This is a genomic window from Bradyrhizobium glycinis (assembly GCF_016031655.1).
In the GTDB taxonomy this organism is placed as follows: Bacteria; Pseudomonadota; Alphaproteobacteria; order Rhizobiales; family Xanthobacteraceae; genus Bradyrhizobium; species Bradyrhizobium glycinis.
Genome location: NZ_JACCHQ010000003.1, coordinates 337,231 through 354,774 on the forward strand (window position 1 = coordinate 337,231; position 17,544 = coordinate 354,774).

General features: G+C 65.0%; 16 protein-coding genes and 1 tRNA gene. 9 read left to right on the forward strand and 8 right to left on the reverse strand.

Features of this window, described 5'->3' with window-relative positions:
- Positions 1-37: 37 nt before the first annotated feature.
- The 3 genes from HZZ16_RS08495 to HZZ16_RS08505 all read right to left on the reverse strand — a co-directional run bounded on the left by HZZ16_RS08495 (position 38) and on the right by HZZ16_RS08505 (position 3,182).
- On the reverse strand, positions 38-910 hold the full coding sequence (locus HZZ16_RS08495; protein ID WP_197948022.1) for a tetratricopeptide repeat protein: 873 nt from the start codon (positions 908-910) through the stop codon (positions 38-40).
- A gap of 262 nt (positions 911-1,172) precedes the next feature.
- Complete coding sequence (locus HZZ16_RS08500) at positions 1,173-1,928, reverse strand: alpha/beta fold hydrolase (RefSeq protein ID WP_197948023.1); 756 nt, start codon at positions 1,926-1,928, stop codon at positions 1,173-1,175.
- Positions 1,929-2,045: 117 nt separating this feature from the next.
- Positions 2,046-3,182, reverse strand: a complete 1,137-nt coding sequence (locus HZZ16_RS08505; protein ID WP_197948024.1) for a hypothetical protein — start codon at positions 3,180-3,182, stop codon at positions 2,046-2,048.
- 308 nt (positions 3,183-3,490) lie between these two features.
- Between HZZ16_RS08505 and HZZ16_RS08510 the strand changes: the two genes are divergently transcribed.
- Positions 3,491-3,736, forward strand: coding sequence for a zinc-finger domain-containing protein (locus tag HZZ16_RS08510; RefSeq protein WP_007602543.1), 246 nt, complete (start codon positions 3,491-3,493; stop codon positions 3,734-3,736).
- A 20-nt stretch (positions 3,737-3,756) separates the two neighbouring features.
- Entirely contained in the window at positions 3,757-4,959 is a 1,203-nt protein-coding gene (locus HZZ16_RS08515) for an FAD-dependent monooxygenase (protein WP_197948025.1), read from the forward strand.
- Positions 4,960-4,983: 24 nt separating this feature from the next.
- Here the strand turns inward: HZZ16_RS08515 and HZZ16_RS08520 are convergent, their stop codons facing one another.
- Positions 4,984-5,400 (reverse strand): twin-arginine translocation pathway signal, encoded by a 417-nt coding sequence (locus tag HZZ16_RS08520; RefSeq protein ID WP_197948026.1) that lies wholly within the window; start codon positions 5,398-5,400, stop codon positions 4,984-4,986.
- A 273-nt stretch (positions 5,401-5,673) separates the two neighbouring features.
- Here HZZ16_RS08520 and HZZ16_RS08525 point away from each other — a divergent pair.
- A tRNA-Leu gene (locus HZZ16_RS08525) sits at positions 5,674-5,762 on the forward strand.
- A 10-nt stretch (positions 5,763-5,772) separates the two neighbouring features.
- Here HZZ16_RS08525 and HZZ16_RS37125 read toward each other — a convergent pair.
- Both HZZ16_RS37125 and HZZ16_RS08530 read right to left on the reverse strand, forming a co-directional pair.
- Positions 5,773-6,078 (reverse strand): hypothetical protein, encoded by a 306-nt coding sequence (locus HZZ16_RS37125; protein WP_246510015.1) that lies wholly within the window; start codon positions 6,076-6,078, stop codon positions 5,773-5,775.
- Positions 6,078-7,031, reverse strand: coding sequence for a hypothetical protein (locus HZZ16_RS08530; RefSeq protein ID WP_246510017.1), 954 nt, complete (start codon positions 7,029-7,031; stop codon positions 6,078-6,080). Before HZZ16_RS08530 ends, HZZ16_RS37125 begins: the two co-directional genes overlap by 1 nt.
- Before the next feature lie 326 nt (positions 7,032-7,357).
- Between HZZ16_RS08530 and HZZ16_RS08535 the strand changes: the two genes are divergently transcribed.
- Positions 7,358-8,608, forward strand: a complete 1,251-nt coding sequence (locus HZZ16_RS08535; RefSeq protein WP_197948027.1) for a multidrug effflux MFS transporter — start codon at positions 7,358-7,360, stop codon at positions 8,606-8,608.
- Between the two features lie 72 nt (positions 8,609-8,680).
- Here HZZ16_RS08535 and HZZ16_RS37885 read toward each other — a convergent pair whose 3' ends face one another.
- A complete protein-coding gene (locus HZZ16_RS37885) occupies positions 8,681-8,815 on the reverse strand; it encodes a hypothetical protein (RefSeq protein WP_283815762.1) in 135 nt (44 codons plus the stop codon).
- Between the two features lie 75 nt (positions 8,816-8,890).
- The gene (locus HZZ16_RS08540; protein WP_197948028.1) at positions 8,891-10,498 is read right to left on the reverse strand and encodes an ABC transporter substrate-binding protein; all 1,608 of its coding nucleotides are present in this window, start codon (positions 10,496-10,498) and stop codon (positions 8,891-8,893) included.
- Between the two features lie 266 nt (positions 10,499-10,764).
- Between HZZ16_RS08540 and HZZ16_RS08545 the strand changes: the two genes are divergently transcribed.
- The 5 genes from HZZ16_RS08545 (at position 10,765) to HZZ16_RS08565 (ending at position 17,542) form a co-directional block, all read left to right on the forward strand.
- The gene (locus HZZ16_RS08545; protein ID WP_197948029.1) at positions 10,765-11,895 is read left to right on the forward strand and encodes a M20/M25/M40 family metallo-hydrolase; all 1,131 of its coding nucleotides are present in this window, start codon (positions 10,765-10,767) and stop codon (positions 11,893-11,895) included.
- Between the two features lie 219 nt (positions 11,896-12,114).
- A complete protein-coding gene (locus tag HZZ16_RS08550) occupies positions 12,115-13,056 on the forward strand; it encodes an ABC transporter permease (protein WP_197948030.1) in 942 nt (313 codons plus the stop codon).
- A gap of 18 nt (positions 13,057-13,074) precedes the next feature.
- Positions 13,075-13,962: an ABC transporter permease gene (locus tag HZZ16_RS08555; protein ID WP_197948031.1), complete on the forward strand. Its 888-nt coding sequence runs from the start codon at positions 13,075-13,077 to the stop codon at positions 13,960-13,962.
- Between the two features lie 136 nt (positions 13,963-14,098).
- Positions 14,099-15,748: an ABC transporter ATP-binding protein gene (locus HZZ16_RS08560; protein ID WP_197948032.1), complete on the forward strand. Its 1,650-nt coding sequence runs from the start codon at positions 14,099-14,101 to the stop codon at positions 15,746-15,748.
- A 288-nt stretch (positions 15,749-16,036) separates the two neighbouring features.
- The gene (locus HZZ16_RS08565; protein ID WP_197948033.1) at positions 16,037-17,542 is read left to right on the forward strand and encodes a M81 family metallopeptidase; all 1,506 of its coding nucleotides are present in this window, start codon (positions 16,037-16,039) and stop codon (positions 17,540-17,542) included.
- The last annotated feature ends 2 nt before the right edge of the window (positions 17,543-17,544 follow it).

The following is a 17,544-nucleotide window of genomic DNA, read 5'->3' on the forward strand; positions in this document are numbered from 1 at the left end:
GCCGACCTTCCGCGATGTCCGCCGATTTGTCTGATCCCTACTTCGCGCGGAGCCTCTGCAGCCGCGTCACGGCCAATTCGTCGCCTGGATGCAGTCTTAAGACGGTCTCGTAGTCGCGATACGCACGATCAAGCTCGCCTGCCCGTTCATAGGCTAGGCCTCGGTACCTGAGGGCTGTCGTCGAATTGGGGTCCAGTTCGACAGCCTTATCCAAGCTTTCGATCGCGGCCTTCTCATTCTTCAATTTGACATGAGCGGCTCCGACGCCCACGCGAAGTCGAAAGGTATCGCTGAGCGAGAGATGTCCGAGTGCCAACGCCTTGTCGTAATCCTCCAGCGCGGTTTGCGGTCGGCCCGAACGATTGTAGGCCTCGGCCCTTCCAAGCATGAATAGACCTGATCTCGGCTCAAGCTTTATCGCTTCGTCAAACCGTTTGATCGCTTCGTCGAATTTGCCCTGCTCCATAAGCGCCAGTCCCTGACCGTGGGGGAAAACTCCATCATCGGGGAACAGCTTCGCCGCGGCGGTGTAGTCGGCCAGCGCAAGCTCGAAGTGACCTTGGTGGTGATAGAAAAGGCCGCGGTCCCGATAAGCGCGCGGGTCGGTAGAGCCGACCATTTCGACGGCCGCGGTAAAATCGGCTTCGGCTTGATCCCATCTTTTTGCCAGCTGAGCGGTTACACCCCTCATCCGCAGCAGCTCCGCCCGGTCCTTGAGACTGAATTGCTGTTCGAGCCCTTTGGAGTAGATTTGAATGGCTCGGTCAAAGTCCAGCTTGCTTACGGCAACGGCAGCAGCCGTCTGGTAAGTCTCGGCGTCAGACGCGATTGCCGCAGAACAGAAGGGCCAGAGCACGGACAGGAAAGCAATCCCGCGCAGGACCCGCCTTAGCTCCAAGCCCACTTTCATTTGCTTCTCCGGGCTGAAAAACGCTCTTGCCGATGGTAACTCAATCGGCAGCAAGGCCCATGGAACACTGCAACGTTAACGCGGATTTCGGTTAAACAATCGTCACGCGAGTAGAGGCCATTCCCCGTTGCGAAGCCTTAGGGAACTCCAGATATCTGCGCATGAAGGCGTGACGGTCGCCGAAGGAGTGGATGGCTCTGCCTCGTAATGCGACATTTCAGGATAATAGGGCGCCGACGTCATCGCCTCAGCAAAGGTCGCCTCAGCCACGCCGTGAGAGGAAGTCGAGCACGCCGGTCTTGTAGACCTTGTCGCCGACCGCGCGCATGTGGTCGCGGTTCGGGATGTCGAGCACTTCCGCGCCGGGGATGATGGCGCCGAGCGCGCTGGCGCTTCCCGCGACGTCGTCGGTCGAGCCGACGGCGATCAGCACCGGAACGTCGATGCGCGCGGCTTCCTCGCGGGTCATAAGATCGCGCGTGCCGCGCAGGCACGCGGCGAGCGCACGGCGGTCGGAGCGGGTTTGGTCGGCAAACGCACGGAACGTGCGGCCGACAGGATCGGTGACGTCGTCCAGCGCGGGCGCCTCCAGCGCCTTGGCGACGTTCTCGCCGGGGCCGGTGCCCTCGATCAGGCCGCCGATGCCGATGCCGCCGAGGATCGCGGAGCGCAGCCGCTGCGGCTGGTTGAGGGCGAGCCAGGCCGTCATTCGTCCGCCCATCGAATAGCCCATGATGTCGGCCTGCGGGATGGCGAGATGATCCATCAGCGCGAGCACGTCGCCGGCCATCATTGGAATCGAATATTGCGTGGGCTCGTAGAGCTTTGCGCTCTCGCCGTGGCCGCGATTGTCGAGCGCGATCACGCGGCGGCCGTTCTTGCGCAGCTCCGACACCCAGGTCGGGTAGACCCAGTTCACGTTCTTGCTGGAGGCAAAGCCGTGCACCAGGATGATCGGATCGCCCTCGCCTTCGTCGAGATAGGCAATTTCAACGGCGCCGTTGTGAAAGCTCGGCATCATCAGTTCCGTGAGATGTTGAGGGGAATGACGCGATCTTAGAGCATGATCCGGAAAAGTGTGCAGCGGTTTTCCGGCAAGATCATGCTCAAACAATAGCCCGAAGCGGATCGCGCCTCAGGCCGTCGCGGCCGCGCCTTCCAAAGCGGCGTCGGCCGCCATCTGCGCTCGGCGCAGCCGCCGCGCTCGCCTGCGATCGCACCAGGCCTGGGTCAGGCGCTCGGCGGTCGCCTTGATGGAGGAGAGCAGGCCGAACAGCGTCACGACCGCGCCGAACAGCCACATCGCCAGATCGAACGCGCCGCCGACGAGCAGCAGCGCGCCGCGGCCGAGCAGCTTGATGATCGCGCGCGTCTTGCCGCCTTGCGCTTCCGCAAGCCGCGCCGCGCGCGCCACGTCCTTCGGACCCTCGGCGATGCGCAACGTATCCATCGCCCCGCGCGTGCCGGTCTTTCCGGCGACGCGCGTGACGTCCTTGCCGAGCCGGACCAGCGCACCGGCCTTCTCGGCCCGGAACGCGGCCTTGATCGCGCTCGCGGTCTGGCCGGGACGCAGCACCGAGCCCGATGCCACCGCGTTGCGGAGCATCGGCGTGTCGACGACCTCGCGCGCGGAGCGACCCGCCCATGCGGCGAGCCCCTCGCCGAGCCGTCCGAGCTTGCGCGCATCCTTCACCAGCGTCAGTCCGGCGCGCACCGGCGCGGCACCGCCGACCGAGACGTAGGTCGCCGCCGTCACCGCAAGGCCGGCCGCCGCAAGACCGAGCACGAGGCGGTCGGTGTCCTCGCCCATGGCCAGATGCTTGCCCTCGCGCACCACGTCCCTGATGTCGCCGAACACGAAGAGATCGCCGGCCACGGTCCCGGAGAGGCTCGCGACGTCGTCCGCGTTGCCGGTGACGAGACCGGTGGCGAAGCGCTTGGCGAAATGCGCGGTGGAATTCTCCGCTTTGACGGCGTCGCCGACGCGGCTCAACAGGTCGTCGGGGAGCGCGATGTTGCGCTTGCGCGCCAAGTTAACGAAACTGTCGGCGAGATCGGCATCGCCGGCCGAGAGCGCGGCCTCGATATTGTCCTGAACCAGGCGGTCGTTGTGCCGGAGCAGTGCATCGAGCTTCAGCTCGGAGAGCGCGGCCGGATCGTCCTGGGCGGCCAGGATCGCGCCGGCCTCGCGGGCATGCGGCGCCACCTGCGCGAGCACGAAGCCGCACACGGCCATTCCCGCCAACGCCGTACTGATTCGCAGCCACTTCATGTGGAAAAGCCCGGATGCCCTAAGATCGCTCGCGCGGAACGATACGCCTTTCGTCCCGATTTCACGCAACCACAGAGATAGTATGCCAAAATTGCGACACAACGTCCCCGACGAAAGAAGGGCTTCTCTCAGGCCGCAAGATTGTGTCGAATTTGCATGAGCAAATGAGCATGGGGCACTTGCGAAGCTTTTGGGTTCCGTCGGACTAGCAATCATCTGCACCCGCCTTTATGGTCCGCGGCGCCTCAAAGATGCCGCGTCAGTTCGTGATTGTGTCTGCCGCCATTGCCACTCCAGGATGAACTACGATGTCCGACCATGTCGTCCCGCACTTCCATAACGATGCCGGTGTTCCCGTCATCGAGATCGGCTCGCAAGAGTTCATGTGCGTGGGCGCCAATCCTCCGTTCGACCATCCGCACGTCTTCCTCGACCTCGGCAACGACAACGAAATCATCTGCCCCTATTGCTCGACGCTGTATCGCTTCGCGGCCGACCTGAAGGCGGGCGAAGCTCGCCCGCCGGAATGCGTGCTGAAGGACAAGGTGGCCTGACCGCGTCCATCGGTTAAGGGGTGGCGCTCTCCCGAACGATCGTCATTGCCGGTGCCGGCATCGGTGGCCTGACGGCCGCGCTCGCGCTCGCAGCCCGCGGCTTCCGCATTGTCGTGCTGGAGAAGGTCGAACGTCTCGAGGAGGTCGGCGCCGGCCTGCAGCTCTCCCCCAATGCCAGCCGCGTGCTGGTCGATCTCGGCCTCACCGAACGCCTCAAGCTGCGCGCCGTCACCCCGGAAGCACTCTCGATCATGAGCGCGCGAGCCGGCGGCGAGCTCTTGCGCATGCCGCTCGGCGACGCCGCATCCGCGCGCGCCGGTGCGCCCTATTGGGTGGTGCACCGGGCCGACCTGCAATCGGCCCTCGCCGGCGCCGTCGCCGACCATTCCGACATCGACCTGAAGCTGGGCGCGACCTTCGAGGACGTCGCGCCTCACGCCAAGGGCCTGACCGTGGTCCATCGCAGCGGCACGATCCGCCGCAGCGATCTTGCCAGCGCGCTGATCGGCGCCGACGGCATCTGGTCGACAGTGCGCCAGCATCTGTTTCCCGAGGTGCAGCCGCGCTTTTCCGGTCTGATCGCCTGGCGCGGCACGCTCGATGCCACGCAATTACCGAAGGACTTTACCGCGCGCCGGGTGCAGCTCTGGATGGGACCGAACGCCCATCTGGTCGCCTATCCGATCGCGGGCGGGCGCCAGATCAATGTAGTGGCGGTGTTGCCGGGCACCTGGAACCGGTCGGGCTGGAGCACCCCCGGCGATGCCCGCGAGGTGATGGACGCCTTTGCCGGCCCACGCTGGCCGCCGGCGGCGCGGATGCTGCTCGCCGCGGTCGACAGCTGGCGCAAATGGGCGCTGTTCGGCGTGCCCGAGGGGTGCCCCTGGAGCAAGGGTTCGGTGGCGCTGCTCGGCGATGCCGTGCACGCGATGCTGCCGTTCGCAGCGCAAGGCGCCGGCATGGCGATCGAGGATGCCGCCGTGCTCGCCCGGCATTTGAGCCTCGAGGCCGCCGAGAGCAGCAAGGAGGTTGCCGCCGCGCTGACGCAATACGGCCGTAGCCGCCAGGCGCGAGTGCGGCGGGTGCAGCGGACCGCGCGGCAGCAGGGCCGCATCTATCATCTCAATGGGCCGCTGGCGCTCGCACGCGATCTTGCGATCCGCGCGCTCGGCCCGGAGCGCATGCTGGCGCGGCAGGACTGGATCTACGGCTGGCGGCCTTGAAACGAAGCCCCGCCGGCAAATGCCTCAGCGGGCCATTTTGCCGGATTTCGACGCGGATTTGGCCGCGGGCGATGCCGGAGGCGGCGGCGCCTCAGGCGGCGTCTCCCGGCACCTATTGCGGCGCCAGGCGTCCTCGGCCAATTGGGCCTGCCCGCGCACGGCGACATAGTCGTTGCGATAAGCGAGCTCGGACACGACGGCGCCGCCGGCCCCGGTCTGCGCCTTGTCCATCAGTCTCTGCAAATCGGCGGTGCGATTGGCGAGGTTCTTGCGCTCGGCCTCCAGCTGCTTGCAGTCGTACAATTCGAATTTGGCGGGATCGGCGAAGGCCGGTGCGACCGTCTCGCTCACGCTGGCGCAGCCGGACAGCGCGAGGCCAGCCGCAAGCAGCGCGAACAGAGTGCCAACGCCGCGCAGCGAAAAGGAAAACGAAGCAGCCATGCCGGATGAATAGTCCCGTTGGATTGAGAATGCCTAAAGCGCGATAAGATCAGGATGAATCGTGATCGCGCTTTAGTTTATTGTTTGAGCATGATCTTTTCGGAAAACCGCTACACACTTTTCCGGATCATGCTCTAAAGCAGCAACAGATGTCCGGATTGAGGCTTTGCCTTGTGCCCCCGGCTCGCTTAAGGAAGAACCGTCCCTCCGGCGACGAACGCGCCAATTCCAGACCGCCGGAACGGACTTAAATGTTTGATCTCGTTGGATCAAGCGGGCATGGCGGAATTGGTAGACGCAAGGGACTTAAAATCCCTCGGTGCGCAAGCGCTGTGCCGGTTCGACCCCGGCTGCCCGCACCACTCGATTGAATCATCCCTGCTCGAGGCGCTCGGGCTTTGCGCGGAAATCGAGCAGCACGATCCAGAAGCAGATCAGCGCGCTGACGAGGAGGATGAAGGTGCCTTCGATCGGCGCACCCAGAAGCGAGACCAGTGCCGGAAAGGCGAGGCCGACGCCGAGAATGGCGGCGAGCGCCAGGGGCGGAAGATCGACGATGAGGATCGCGGCATAGAGCGCGAGTTCGAAGAAGGCATATTCCTTCAGACGCGGCGAGCTGAGATAGAGCGCGAACATGGCGAGCACCGTGATGCGCATGGCCGTGCGGGGGTGATCCATCAGCCAGCGATCGAGCTGCGCCAGGAGCGGTGCCCCTTCCCGCACACGAGCGCGAGTGCCGCGAACGCATAGGCCGCCAGCATCGCCGGCTTGCCGTCACCGAAGCCGGCCTGGACCATGAGGTCGCGCGCCAGCAGCAAGAGCGACGGATTGGTCTCGACGAGGCCGACAGCATGCTGGCCGGGAATCTGTCCCGCGATCGCGAGCAGCCAGCTCGCGAACAGATCGGGATACAGCAAGCGCGATAGCGCGAGCGGCAAGGCGAAGGCGAACGCTGCCGCCGCGATCAAGGCCAGCTTGCGGCCGCGCGGCAGCGGCAGGAAATAGAGCGCCGCCAGCACCGGGACGAACACCAGCTTGAACGAGGTCACCAGGCCGAGCAGCGTCGCGCCGGCGATGCGCTCGGCAAAGCTCGAATCTCGTTCGGACGCGAGCGGACGAAGCAGGAGCTTCAGCGCGATCGCGGTCAGCACTCCGCTCAGCAGCGCAAAATTCCCCGACGCCAGCACAAATTCGAAACCGACGAACGCGCCGAGTGCGCAGAGCACCTTCAAGCCAGCATCGCGTGCGCTCGCAGGCGTTCGGCCAAGGCCGGGCAGAAGCAGCCCGCAGAGCACGGCGAGGACGAGAAAGATGCTCCTGTAATGATCGAGCAGAACGCCGCCCGCGCAGAGGGGACGGAAAACGTCCAGCGTCACCGGCAGATAGGGATAAGAATACGTGGTGCCCTTCAGGTTCTTGACGAAGTAGGGATCGAGCCCTTCGGCATGCGCATCGACCGCCGCGCAATTGACCCGCACGTCCCAGCCATATGGTAGGTCGAGCGAAGCATCGTTGGCGAGATTGCCGAGCACCAGCAGCGCCGTCAGCGCGACCACGCCGGCAAGCCAGACGTTGCGCCTGCCAGCCTTGGCCGCAGGCAACCATCGTGCTGCACCGGATATGTCGGACACGGGCGAGACCCTGTTTGGCCTGGATTCTTCCGGCGCCGTTGCGGCAGCCGGTCCGGCCACAATGGACAGGACGGGTTGCCGATTCATCTCTCCGGCGTGCCGCGCTCGATCTTATGGTGAATCCCTGGTTGCCGGCCCCTCCGGTGACGCAGCTACGGAAAACGCTTCGATGTGCACGGCGATGCGGTCGAGGATGACCATCGGCCGGCGACGGGCTCTCACCTGTTTTTGACCGCTCCTGCCCCGCCTGCCAGCCATCCCGAAACATGGGTTGTGCAACGCAGCACCGGGGCTAGATAAGTCGTTCGATTGCGGGGGTAAGCTTCTTGTCCGACGTCAATGCCGACGGTTGGGTGTCCTCGGGACACCGCCCGATGGGTTTTCCAGAATTCGTCATCGTGATCGCGTCCATCATGGCGCTGAATCCGCTCGCGATGGACATGATGCTGCCGGCACTGCCCAATATCGGCGCCGCCTTCAAGATCCCCGTCGAGAACCATCTGCAACTGGTGCTGTCGACCTTCCTGATCGGCTTCGGCGCCGGCCAGTTCGTCATGGGTCCCCTGTCGGACCGTTTCGGGCGCCGGCCGGTGCTGCTCGGCGGCATGGCGGTCTACGCGGTGGCGAGCGTTCTGGCGGTCGCCGCCCCCTCGTTCGAGACGCTGCTGCTGGCGCGTGCGCTCCAGGGGCTCGGCACCTCGGCGACACGCGTGATCGCGACCTCGATCGTGCGCGATTGCTATGTCGGCCGCCGCATGGCGAGCGTGATGTCGCTTGCCATGATGGTGTTCATCGCGGTGCCCGTGGTCGCCCCCTCGTTCGGACAGGCGGTGCTGCTGGTGACGGCGTGGCGCGGCATCTTCGTGGTGCTGATGCTGTACGGCCTGCTCGCACTCGCATGGTGCGTACTGCGGCTGCCTGAAACTCTTCCTCAGTCCGAGCGCCGATCGCTGGCGCCCGCCGACGTGCTCTCGGCGTTCCGGCAGACTGTGACCCATCGCCAGACCATCGGCTATGCCACCGCCGCCGGCAGCGTCATCGGCGCACTGTTCGCCTATGTCTTCTGCGCCCAGCAGGTCTTCACCGGCATCTATCATCTCGGCCATTACTTCCCGCTCGCTTTCGCCGCGATCGCCGCCGGCACCGCCGTCGCCGGCTTCCTCAATGCGAGGCTGGTCGGCCGGCTCGGCATGCGCGTGATCTCGCATGGCGCGCTGACGCTCTACACCGCCGTGGCCGGCGTGATGCTGCTGACGGAAAGTCTCGGCTTGCTGCCGCTCGCCTTGTTCATGGTGCTCTCGGCCCTGATGATGTTCTCGTTCGGCATGATGGTCGCCAACTTCACTGCGCTCGCGATGGAGCCGCAGGGCCACATCGCCGGCACCGCCTCTTCGCTTTACGGCTCGATCACCACGCTGATCGGGATCGTGGTCGGCATGGCGATCGGCCAGAGCTTCGACGGCACGCTGCTGCCGTTCTCGATCGGCTTCTTCCTGTCGACGCTGGCGGCGCTCGCGATCGTGCTGGTGGTCGAGAAGGGACGGCTGTTCAAGCCGCATCATCGTCCCATCGCGTGAGGAACTTCCCTCTCCTCTCGATGTTGTGCTGCAGCAATCGAGAGGAATGCCGAGATGGAACAAGAGAGCAGACTAGATCAGCCCGCGACGGAACTCGAGCAGCCCACTTTGCAGCACGCCGAAGAGCGGCCAGACAGAAACCTGCCATTCGCAAGTGAAGGGCTTGAGCAGGTGCGCGACAGCCACTGCTAACGCAAATTCGCGCAAGGAATCATTCAAAAGGAAACGGCGCCGCAGGAAACCTGCGGCGCCGTTCGCTTTACTGGAACCAGGTGTCCCCGCTTACTCTGACTTGTCGACGTTCCAGAATACCGGCGTCGCGGGACCATCCAGCACGCCGTTCAGCGACTTGCGCCAGCCGCTCGCGATGAGATACTGCCCCAGCGGGATGTAGATCACCTGCTCATAGGCCTGCTTCTGGATGTCGGCGGCGATCTTCTTCTGCTCGTCGACCGAAGCCGCGCGGACGAAGGCGTCCTTGAGCTGCTCGATCTTGGCGTCCTCCGCCCAGCCGAACCAGCCCTTCTTGCCCAGGCCGCTGATCGAGAGATTGGCGATCGGGTTGGAGACGTCGGCTGCGACCCAGTTGGTGAAGAACATGTTCCAGCCGCCTTCCTTCGGCGGCTTCTGGCTCGCGCGGCGGCTCACCACCGTCTGCCAGTCGGTCGCCTGCAGGTCGACCTTGAAGCCAGCCTCGCGCAGCAGCTGGGCCGCCACGATCGGCTGTGCCTTTAGCGTCGTGACATCGCCGGGAGCCATGATCACGATCGGCGTGCCGTCATAACCGGACTCGGCCAGTGCCTTCTTGGCTTCCGCCATGCCGTTCCCCTTCACCAGGGTCTCGGAGCCCACATCGGTCGCGAGCGGCGTGTCGCACACGAAGAAAGCGCCGCAGATCTTCTGGTACTTCGGATTGCCGACCAGCGCGTCGAGCACGTCCTTCTGGTTGATCGCCAGCAAGGCAGCCCGCCGCACCTTCACGTTGTCGAACGGCGGATGAAGGAAGTTCATCCGGCCGAGCGTCTGAAAGCCGAACTTGTTTAGGACCTCGATCTTGAGCTCCTTGTTCGCTTCCAGCACCGGCAGCATGTCGAAGGGCAGGTTCTCCATGAAGTCGATGTCGCCCGACTGCAGCGCATTCACCGCAGTCTGCGAGTCCGGCATGGTGAGCCACTCGACGCGGTCGACCTTCACCACCTTGCCGCCGGAGGTCCAGCTCGCCGGCTCCTTGCGCGGAACGTAATCGGTGTTCTTGACGTAGACCGCCTTCACGCCGGGCTGGAATTCGCCCTGCACGAACTTGAAGGGGCCCGAGCCGATCTGCTCGGGAATCTGCTTGTCCGGCGGCGTCTCCGCAAGGCGCTTCGGCATCATGAAGGCGACGCGCGAGGACGGCTTGCCGATGGAATCGAGGACGAGGCCGTAGGGCTCCTTCAGCTTCAGCGTGATGGTCTTGGCGTCGGTCGCCTCGATGCTGGCGGTGAAGTCCATGAGCTTCTGGCCCATGCCGTCGACCGCGGCCCAGCGCTTCAGCGAAGCGACGCAATCTTCGGCCGTCACGGGCGTGCCGTCATGCCACTTCAGGCCGTCGCGCAGCGTGAAGGTGTAGGTGAGCTTGTCGTCGGAGATCTTCCAGTCCGCCATCTGCGGCTGGACCTTGAAGTTCGAATCCGTGGCCACCAGCGTGTCGTAAACCATGTAGCCATGGTCGCGCGTGATGTAGGCCGTGGTGAAGATCGGGTCGATGATGCGCAAATCCGAATGCATCACCGCCGTGAGGGTCTTGCCGGCCGCAAGCACTGGCGTGGCCAGCGCGGTCGAAAGAGCGACGACCGACAGCGCAATTGTGGAGGCGAACGCGCGAGGCCCCCGGCGCATGAAGTGGAACATAGAAAGTTCTCCTGACGTGAAACTGTTCAAAGGCGGATTATTGGTTGAGCATCCGGTTCGTTCTTTGGGCGAACTAACCTCATGCAATGCCTTCGTCTTTCGAGACTTGCAGACAGTGCCGAGCGCGTCAATCCAGTTTCGTTGCAAGCCCTTGCGGCGCATGCACGGGCTCCAAAGGGATCGATTTGGCTCTACAACACCTCCACTTGTCCTGCCCGCGTCGATGCAATGCGCGTTCCATCTTTCCGAGCTCGAGAGACATTGAGATGAATCCTGCCAATCTTCCCTTTGATTCCGAGGCAATGCTCGAGGGCCTGCGCGGCTGGGTCGAATGCGAAAGCCCGACCTGGAACGCGGGCGCCGTGGACCGCATGCTCGATATCGCGGCGCGGGATATGGCGATCATGGGTGCGACGATCGAGCGCATCGCCGGCCGCCAGGGCTTCGGCGGCGTGATCCGCGCGCGCTTTCCGCATCCGAAGCAGGGCGGGCCGGGCATCCTGATCGCCGGACACATGGACACCGTCCACCCGGTCGGCACCATCGAGAAGCTGAAATGGCGGCGCGAGGGCAACAAGTGCTACGGCCCCGGCATCTACGACATGAAGGGCGGCAATTATCTCTCGCTGGAAGCGATCCGGCAGCTGGCGCGCGCGTCGTTCACCACGCCGCTGCCGATCACGGTGCTGTTCACGCCGGACGAGGAGGTCGGCACGCCCTCGACGCGCGACATCATCGAGGCTGAGGCCGCGCGCAACAAATACGTGCTGGTGCCGGAGCCCGGCCGCGCCGACAACGGCGTCACCACCGGACGTTACGCCATCGCACGATTCAATCTCGAAGCGACGGGCCGGCCGAGCCACGCCGGCGCCACGCTGTCGGCGGGCCGCTCGGCGATCCGCGAGATGGCGCGGCAGATTCTCAGCATCGACGCCATGACGACGGAGGACTGCACCTTCTCGGTCGGCGTCGTCCACGGCGGTCAGTGGGTCAATTGCGTCGCCACCACGGCGACCGGCGAAGCGCTGTCGATGGCCAAGCGCCAGGCCGATCTGGATCGCGGTGTCGAGCGGATGCTGGCGCTGTCGGGCACCAAGGACGACGTCACCTTCAAGGTCACGCGCGGCGTGACGCGGCCGGTCTGGGAGCCGGATGCCGGCACCATGGCGCTGTATGAGAAGGCGCGCGGCATCGCCAAATCCCTTGGCATGGAATTGCCGCATGCAAGCTCCGGCGGCGGCTCCGACGGCAACTTCACCGGCGCGATGGGAATTCCGACGCTCGACGGCCTCGGCGTGCGCGGCGGCAATGCCCACACGCTCGAGGAGTATATCGAAGTCGAGAGTCTCGTTGAGCGAGGCCGCCTGATGGCGGGGCTGCTGGCGACGCTGGAGTGATCACGAAGCTTCCGTAGGGTGGGCAAAGGCGCAAAGCGCCGTGCCCACGTTTTTCCTGAGCTAAAGTTGGTGGGCACGCTCCGCTTTGCCACCCTACGAAGACTGGCTGCACCGCAAAAACTGTGGCCCTCGTGGCACGGGAATTGCTGAAATGTTAGGCTGGTGGCAGAACTGACCTCTCGCGATTGCCGCCGATGACTCTAAACTGACGGATCCAACTTGCTCGGATATCTCCTTCGCCGAATTCTCGCCGCCGTGCCCGTGATGGGCGTGGTCGCGCTGTTCGTGTTCCTCCTGCTCCGCCTCACCCCCGGCGATCCCGCCGCGATCCTCGCCGGCGACAACGCGACCCCGGAACGGCTGGAGCGCATCCGCGAATCGCTCGGTCTCAACGAGCCGCTGGTCGTGCAGTTCATCACCTGGGTGAACAAGCTGCTGCACGGCGACCTCGGGACCTCGCTGATCTCCAACCTGCCGGTGATGAAGATGATCGGCCAGCGCGTCGAGCCTTCGATCTCGATCGCGCTGTGCACCATCATCCTCGCTGTCATCGTCGCAGTTCCCCTGGGGGTGATCGCGGCGTGGAAGCACGGCACCTGGATCGACCGTTTCGTGATGGGTCTGTCCGTGCTCGGCTTCTCGGTGCCGGTATTCGTGGTCGGCTATCTCCTCATCCAGGTCTTCGCGATCGAACTGCGCTGGGTGCCGGTCCAGGGCTTCCGCAGCATCTTCAACGGCTTCGGTCCGTTCTTCGAGCGCATGATCCTGCCGACCTGCGCACTCTCCTTCATCTACATCGCACTGATCGCGCGCATGACGCGTGCGGCGATGCTCGACGTGCTCGGCGAAGACTACGTGCGAACGGCGCGCGCGAAGGGCATCAACGAGGTTGCTGTGATGATGCGCCATGCGCTGCGCAACGCCGCCGTGCCCGTGATCACCGTGATCGGCACCGGCTTTGCGCTCTTGATCTCCGGCGTCGTCGTCACCGAGAGCGTGTTCAACATCCCCGGCATCGGGCGTCTCACCGTCGATGCGGTGCTGGCGCGCGATTATCCGGTGATCCAGGCGATGATCTTGCTGACCTCGCTGATCTACGTCGTCGTCAATCTTCTCATCGACGTCGCCTACACCCTGCTCGATCCCCGGATCCGGTACTGAGGCAAGGACAAGAACAAAATGTCGGTCGATACCCTTCCCCAGTCCTCCATTCCGATCACGTCGCCGCTGCGGCCGCGATTCGGATTCCTCACCTCGACGCCGATCATCGCCACTGCGACATGCCTGCTCGCCCTGATTGTGGTGATCTCGATCCTGGGGCCGCTGATCGCGCCGCATGACCCGATCCAGCTCGCGCCGTCGCAGCGATTGAAGCAGTCCTCGGCACAATACCTGCTCGGCACCGACGCCTACGGACGCGACCTGTTGTCGCGCGTGATCTATGGCGGCCGCGTCTCGCTGCTGATCGGCATCGGCTCGGCGATCCTGTCGATCGCCATCGGCCTTTTGATCGGCCTCGTCTCCGGCTTCTTCAAGCTGGTCGATTCCGTGATGATGCGCGTCATGGACGGCCTGATGGCGATGCCGAGCATCCTGCTCGCGATCGCCGTGGTGTCGCTCTCCGGCGCCAGCCTCTGGACCGTGCTGGTCGCGATCACGATCCCCGAGATTCCGCGCGTGGCACGCCTGGTCCGCTCGGTCGTGCTGTCGGCCCGCGAGGAGCCTTACGTCGAGGCCGCGATCTCGGTCGGCTCGAGCCTGCCGAAGATCATGTGGCGCCATCTGATGCCGAACACGATCGCACCGCTGATCGTCCAGGGCACCTATATCTGCGCCAGCGCCATCCTGACCGAGGCGATCCTCTCCTTCCTCGGCGCCGGCATCTCGCCGGAGACGCCGACCTGGGGCAACATCATGGCCGAGGGCCGCCAGTACTTCCAGATCAAGCCGTCGCTGATCTTCTGGCCTGGCCTGTTGCTCTCCATTGCCATCCTCAGCATCAACCTGATCGGCGACGCCGCCCGCGACGCCCTCGATCCGCGCATGAAGCAGCGGGAGGGGAAGTGATGCGAGTAGCACCGTCATTCCGGGGCGCGCCCCTTGGCGCGAACCCGGAATCCATTTCACCACTTGGATTGCGGCTCAACGGATTCCGGGTTCGCGCTAACGCGCGCCCCGGAATGACGAGCGAGAGTTCTGCGGCATGACCAACACCATCCTCGACATCAACAACCTCGTCGTCTCCATCGGCAAGCAGCCGAAAGGCGCGAACATCATCGACGGCATCTCGATCCAGGTGCGCGAGCGCGAGACGCTGTGCCTCGTTGGCGAGAGCGGCTCGGGCAAGTCGGTGACCTCGCTCACCACCATGGGCCTGTTGCCGAAGGGCACGCTGGTGCCGACCGGCGGCAGCGTGAAACTGGTCGGCGAGGAGCTGCTCACCGCCACCGACCGCCGCCTGCGCCAGCTCCGCGCGACCAAGATGGCCATGATCTTCCAGGAGCCGATGACCGCGCTCAATCCGGTGGTGCCGGTCGGCCGCCAGATCGACGAGGTGCTGCGCGCCCACACCAGTCTCGACGCCAAGGCGCGCAAGCAGCGTATCCTCGACATGATGGAGCAGGTGCGCCTGCCCCAGGTCGAGCGCATCTTCGCCTCCTACCCCCACCGCCTCTCCGGCGGCCAGCGCCAGCGCATCATGATCGCGATGGCGCTGGTGCTGGAACCGAAGCTGCTCATTGCCGACGAGCCGACCACCGCGCTCGACGTCACCACGCAGAAGCAGATCCTGACCCTGATCCGCGAGCTCCAGCGCGATCACGGCACCGCCGTGCTGTTCATCACGCATGACATGGGCGTGGTCGCGGAGATTGCCGATCGCGTCGCGGTGATGCGGCAGGGCCGCCTGGTCGAGACCGGCCCGCTCGAGACCGTGCTGCGCAATCCGACCATGGAATACACCCGCAACCTGCTCTCCTCGGTGCCGAGCCTGGTGCCGCGAGCGCCGCGCGAGGAAACCCGCGAGCCAGTGGTGCTGGAGGCCAACGAGCTCAGCAAGGTCTACAAGGAGCGCGCCTTCTTCGGCAAAGGCCGCGAGGTCGTCGCTGCCGACAAGGTCACGCTCACCCTGCGCAAGGGCCGCACGCTCGGCATCGTCGGCGAAAGCGGCTCGGGCAAGTCGACGGTTGCGCGCTGCATCGTGCGGCTGATCGATCCGACCTCCGGTGGCGTGCGCCTCGCCGGCCGCGAGATCGCCGACATCTCGCGCCGCCTGCTGCAGCCGCACCGGCAGAAGATCCAGATTGTGTTCCAGGATCCCTACCGCTCGCTCAACCCGCGCGTCACGGTCGGCGAGAGCATCGCCGAAGGCCCGGTCAATTACGGCGTGGCGCACACCGACGCGATGAAGCGGGCGCGCGAGCTGCTCGAGCTGGTCGGCCTGCCCGCCGACGCCGTGACGCGCTATCCGCACCAATTCTCCGGCGGCCAGCGCCAGCGCATCGCGATCGCCCGGGCGCTCGCGCTCGATCCGGACGTGCTGGTCGCGGATGAAGCGGTCTCCGCGCTCGACGTCTCGGTGCAGGCGCAGGTGCTGGAGCTGCTCGACGAGATCCAGAAGCGGCTCGGCATCGCCATCCTGTTCATCACCCACGATCTGCGCGTCGCAGCCCAGATCTGCGACGAGGTCGTGGTGATGCAGCACGGCCGCGTCGTCGAACAGGGACCGGCCGCCGAAGTGCTCACGCATCCGAAGGAGGCCTACACCAAGGCCCTGCTGGATGCGGCACCCGGGCGCAACTGGGATTTTGCGAACTTCCGGCCGGTGGAGGAAGGCGTGGGGGCGACGGCGTAGATTTATCTACTCGTCATTCCGGGGCATCGCGACGCGATGAGCTATGGTGCGCAACTGCGCACCTGAGAATCCATCAGGCCGCGGCATTTGTAGCCCGATGGATTCCGGGTTCGCGCCAAAGAGGGCGCGCCCCGGAATGACGGCGAGAGAGTCATGGACTCACACGCGCCGCATCCGCAGCATTCCCAAAACAGCTTGACCCTATGCGTGGCACGATTGCTTCCCGTCTTGCTCTCCTCGCAAGCCCAAGGCTAACGTCGCGCACTTTCCAACGCTGGACCTGAATTGATGACACGCATCGCCGTCGGCGGCTTCCTGCACGAGACCAACACCTTCGCTCCAACCAAGGCGACCTTCGCCGACTTCCAGCATGGCGGCGGCTGGCCGGCGATGACGCAAGGAAGCGACGTCTTGAAGGTGATGCGGCGCATCAATGTCGGCCTCGCCGGCTTCGTCGACAGCGCTGAAGCGAACGGCTGGGAACTTATTCCGACGATCGCCTGCGGCGCGAGCCCCTCCGCGCACGTCACGAAGGACGCCTTCGAGCGCATCGTGAAAGTCATGGTCGACGGCATCGCCGCCGCGGGCCCGATCGATGCGGTCTATCTCGACCTGCACGGCGCCATGGTGACCGAGCATCTCGACGACGGCGAAGGCGAGATCCTCGCGCGCGTGCGCCGCGTCATCGGCAAGGATGTTCCGCTGGTCACCAGCCTCGATCTCCACGCCAACGTCACGCCCGAGATGATGGAGCATGCCGACGCGCTGATCGCTTACCGCACCTATCCCCATATCGACATGGCCGAGACCGGCCGCGCCTGCGCCCGCCATCTCGCCTTGCTGCTAGAGACGAAGCAGCGTTTCGCAAAGGCCTTCCGGCAATTGCCGTTCCTGATCCCGATCAGCTGGCAATGCACCAACGACCAGCCCACCAAGGGCATCTACGAAAAGCTCGCCGCGCTGGAGGGCGATGCCGTTCCGACCCTCTCCTTCGCGCCCGGCTTTCCCGCCGCCGATTTCCGCGACTGCGGCCCCAGCGTATTTGCCTACGGCAAGACGCAGGAAGACGCCGACCGTGCGGCGGACGCGCTTCTGAAGCTGGTCGAAAGTCACGAGGATGATTTCGACGGCAAGATCTGGTCGCCCGACGACGGCGTGCGCCACGCCATGGAGCTTGCCAAAAGCGCCAGCAAGCCGATCATTATCGCCGATACCCAGGACAATCCCGGCGCCGGCGGCGATTCCGATACGACGGGCATGCTGCGCGCGCTGGTGCGCAACAAGGCGAGTGGCGCAACCGGCGCCATCTACGATCCGGAATCGGCCAAGGCCGCGCACGCAGCCGGCGTCGGCGCCACCGTGACGCTGGCGCTCGGCGGCAAGTCCGGCATCCCCGGCGACGAGCCCTATCGCGAGACGTTCGTGGTCGAGCAGCTCTCAGACGGCCGCTTCATCGCGCCCGGTCCCTATTACGGCGGCCGCGAGATGGAGATGGGCCCGTCCGCAGCCTTGCGCATCGGCGATGTCCGCGTCGTCGTCTCCTCGCACAAGGCGCAGCTCGCCGACCAGGCGATGTATCGCTATGTCGGCATCGAGCCGACCGAACAGAAGATTTTGGTCAACAAGAGCTCGGTGCATTTCCGCGCCGATTTCGAGCCGATCGCCGAGAAGCTGATGATCTGTGCCGCGCCGGGCGCGATGCCCGCCGACACCGCTTCGCTGCCCTGGACGCGCCTGCGCCCGGGCATCCGCATCAAGCCGAACGGCCCCGTTTTCACGCCTCCCTCACGCTGACT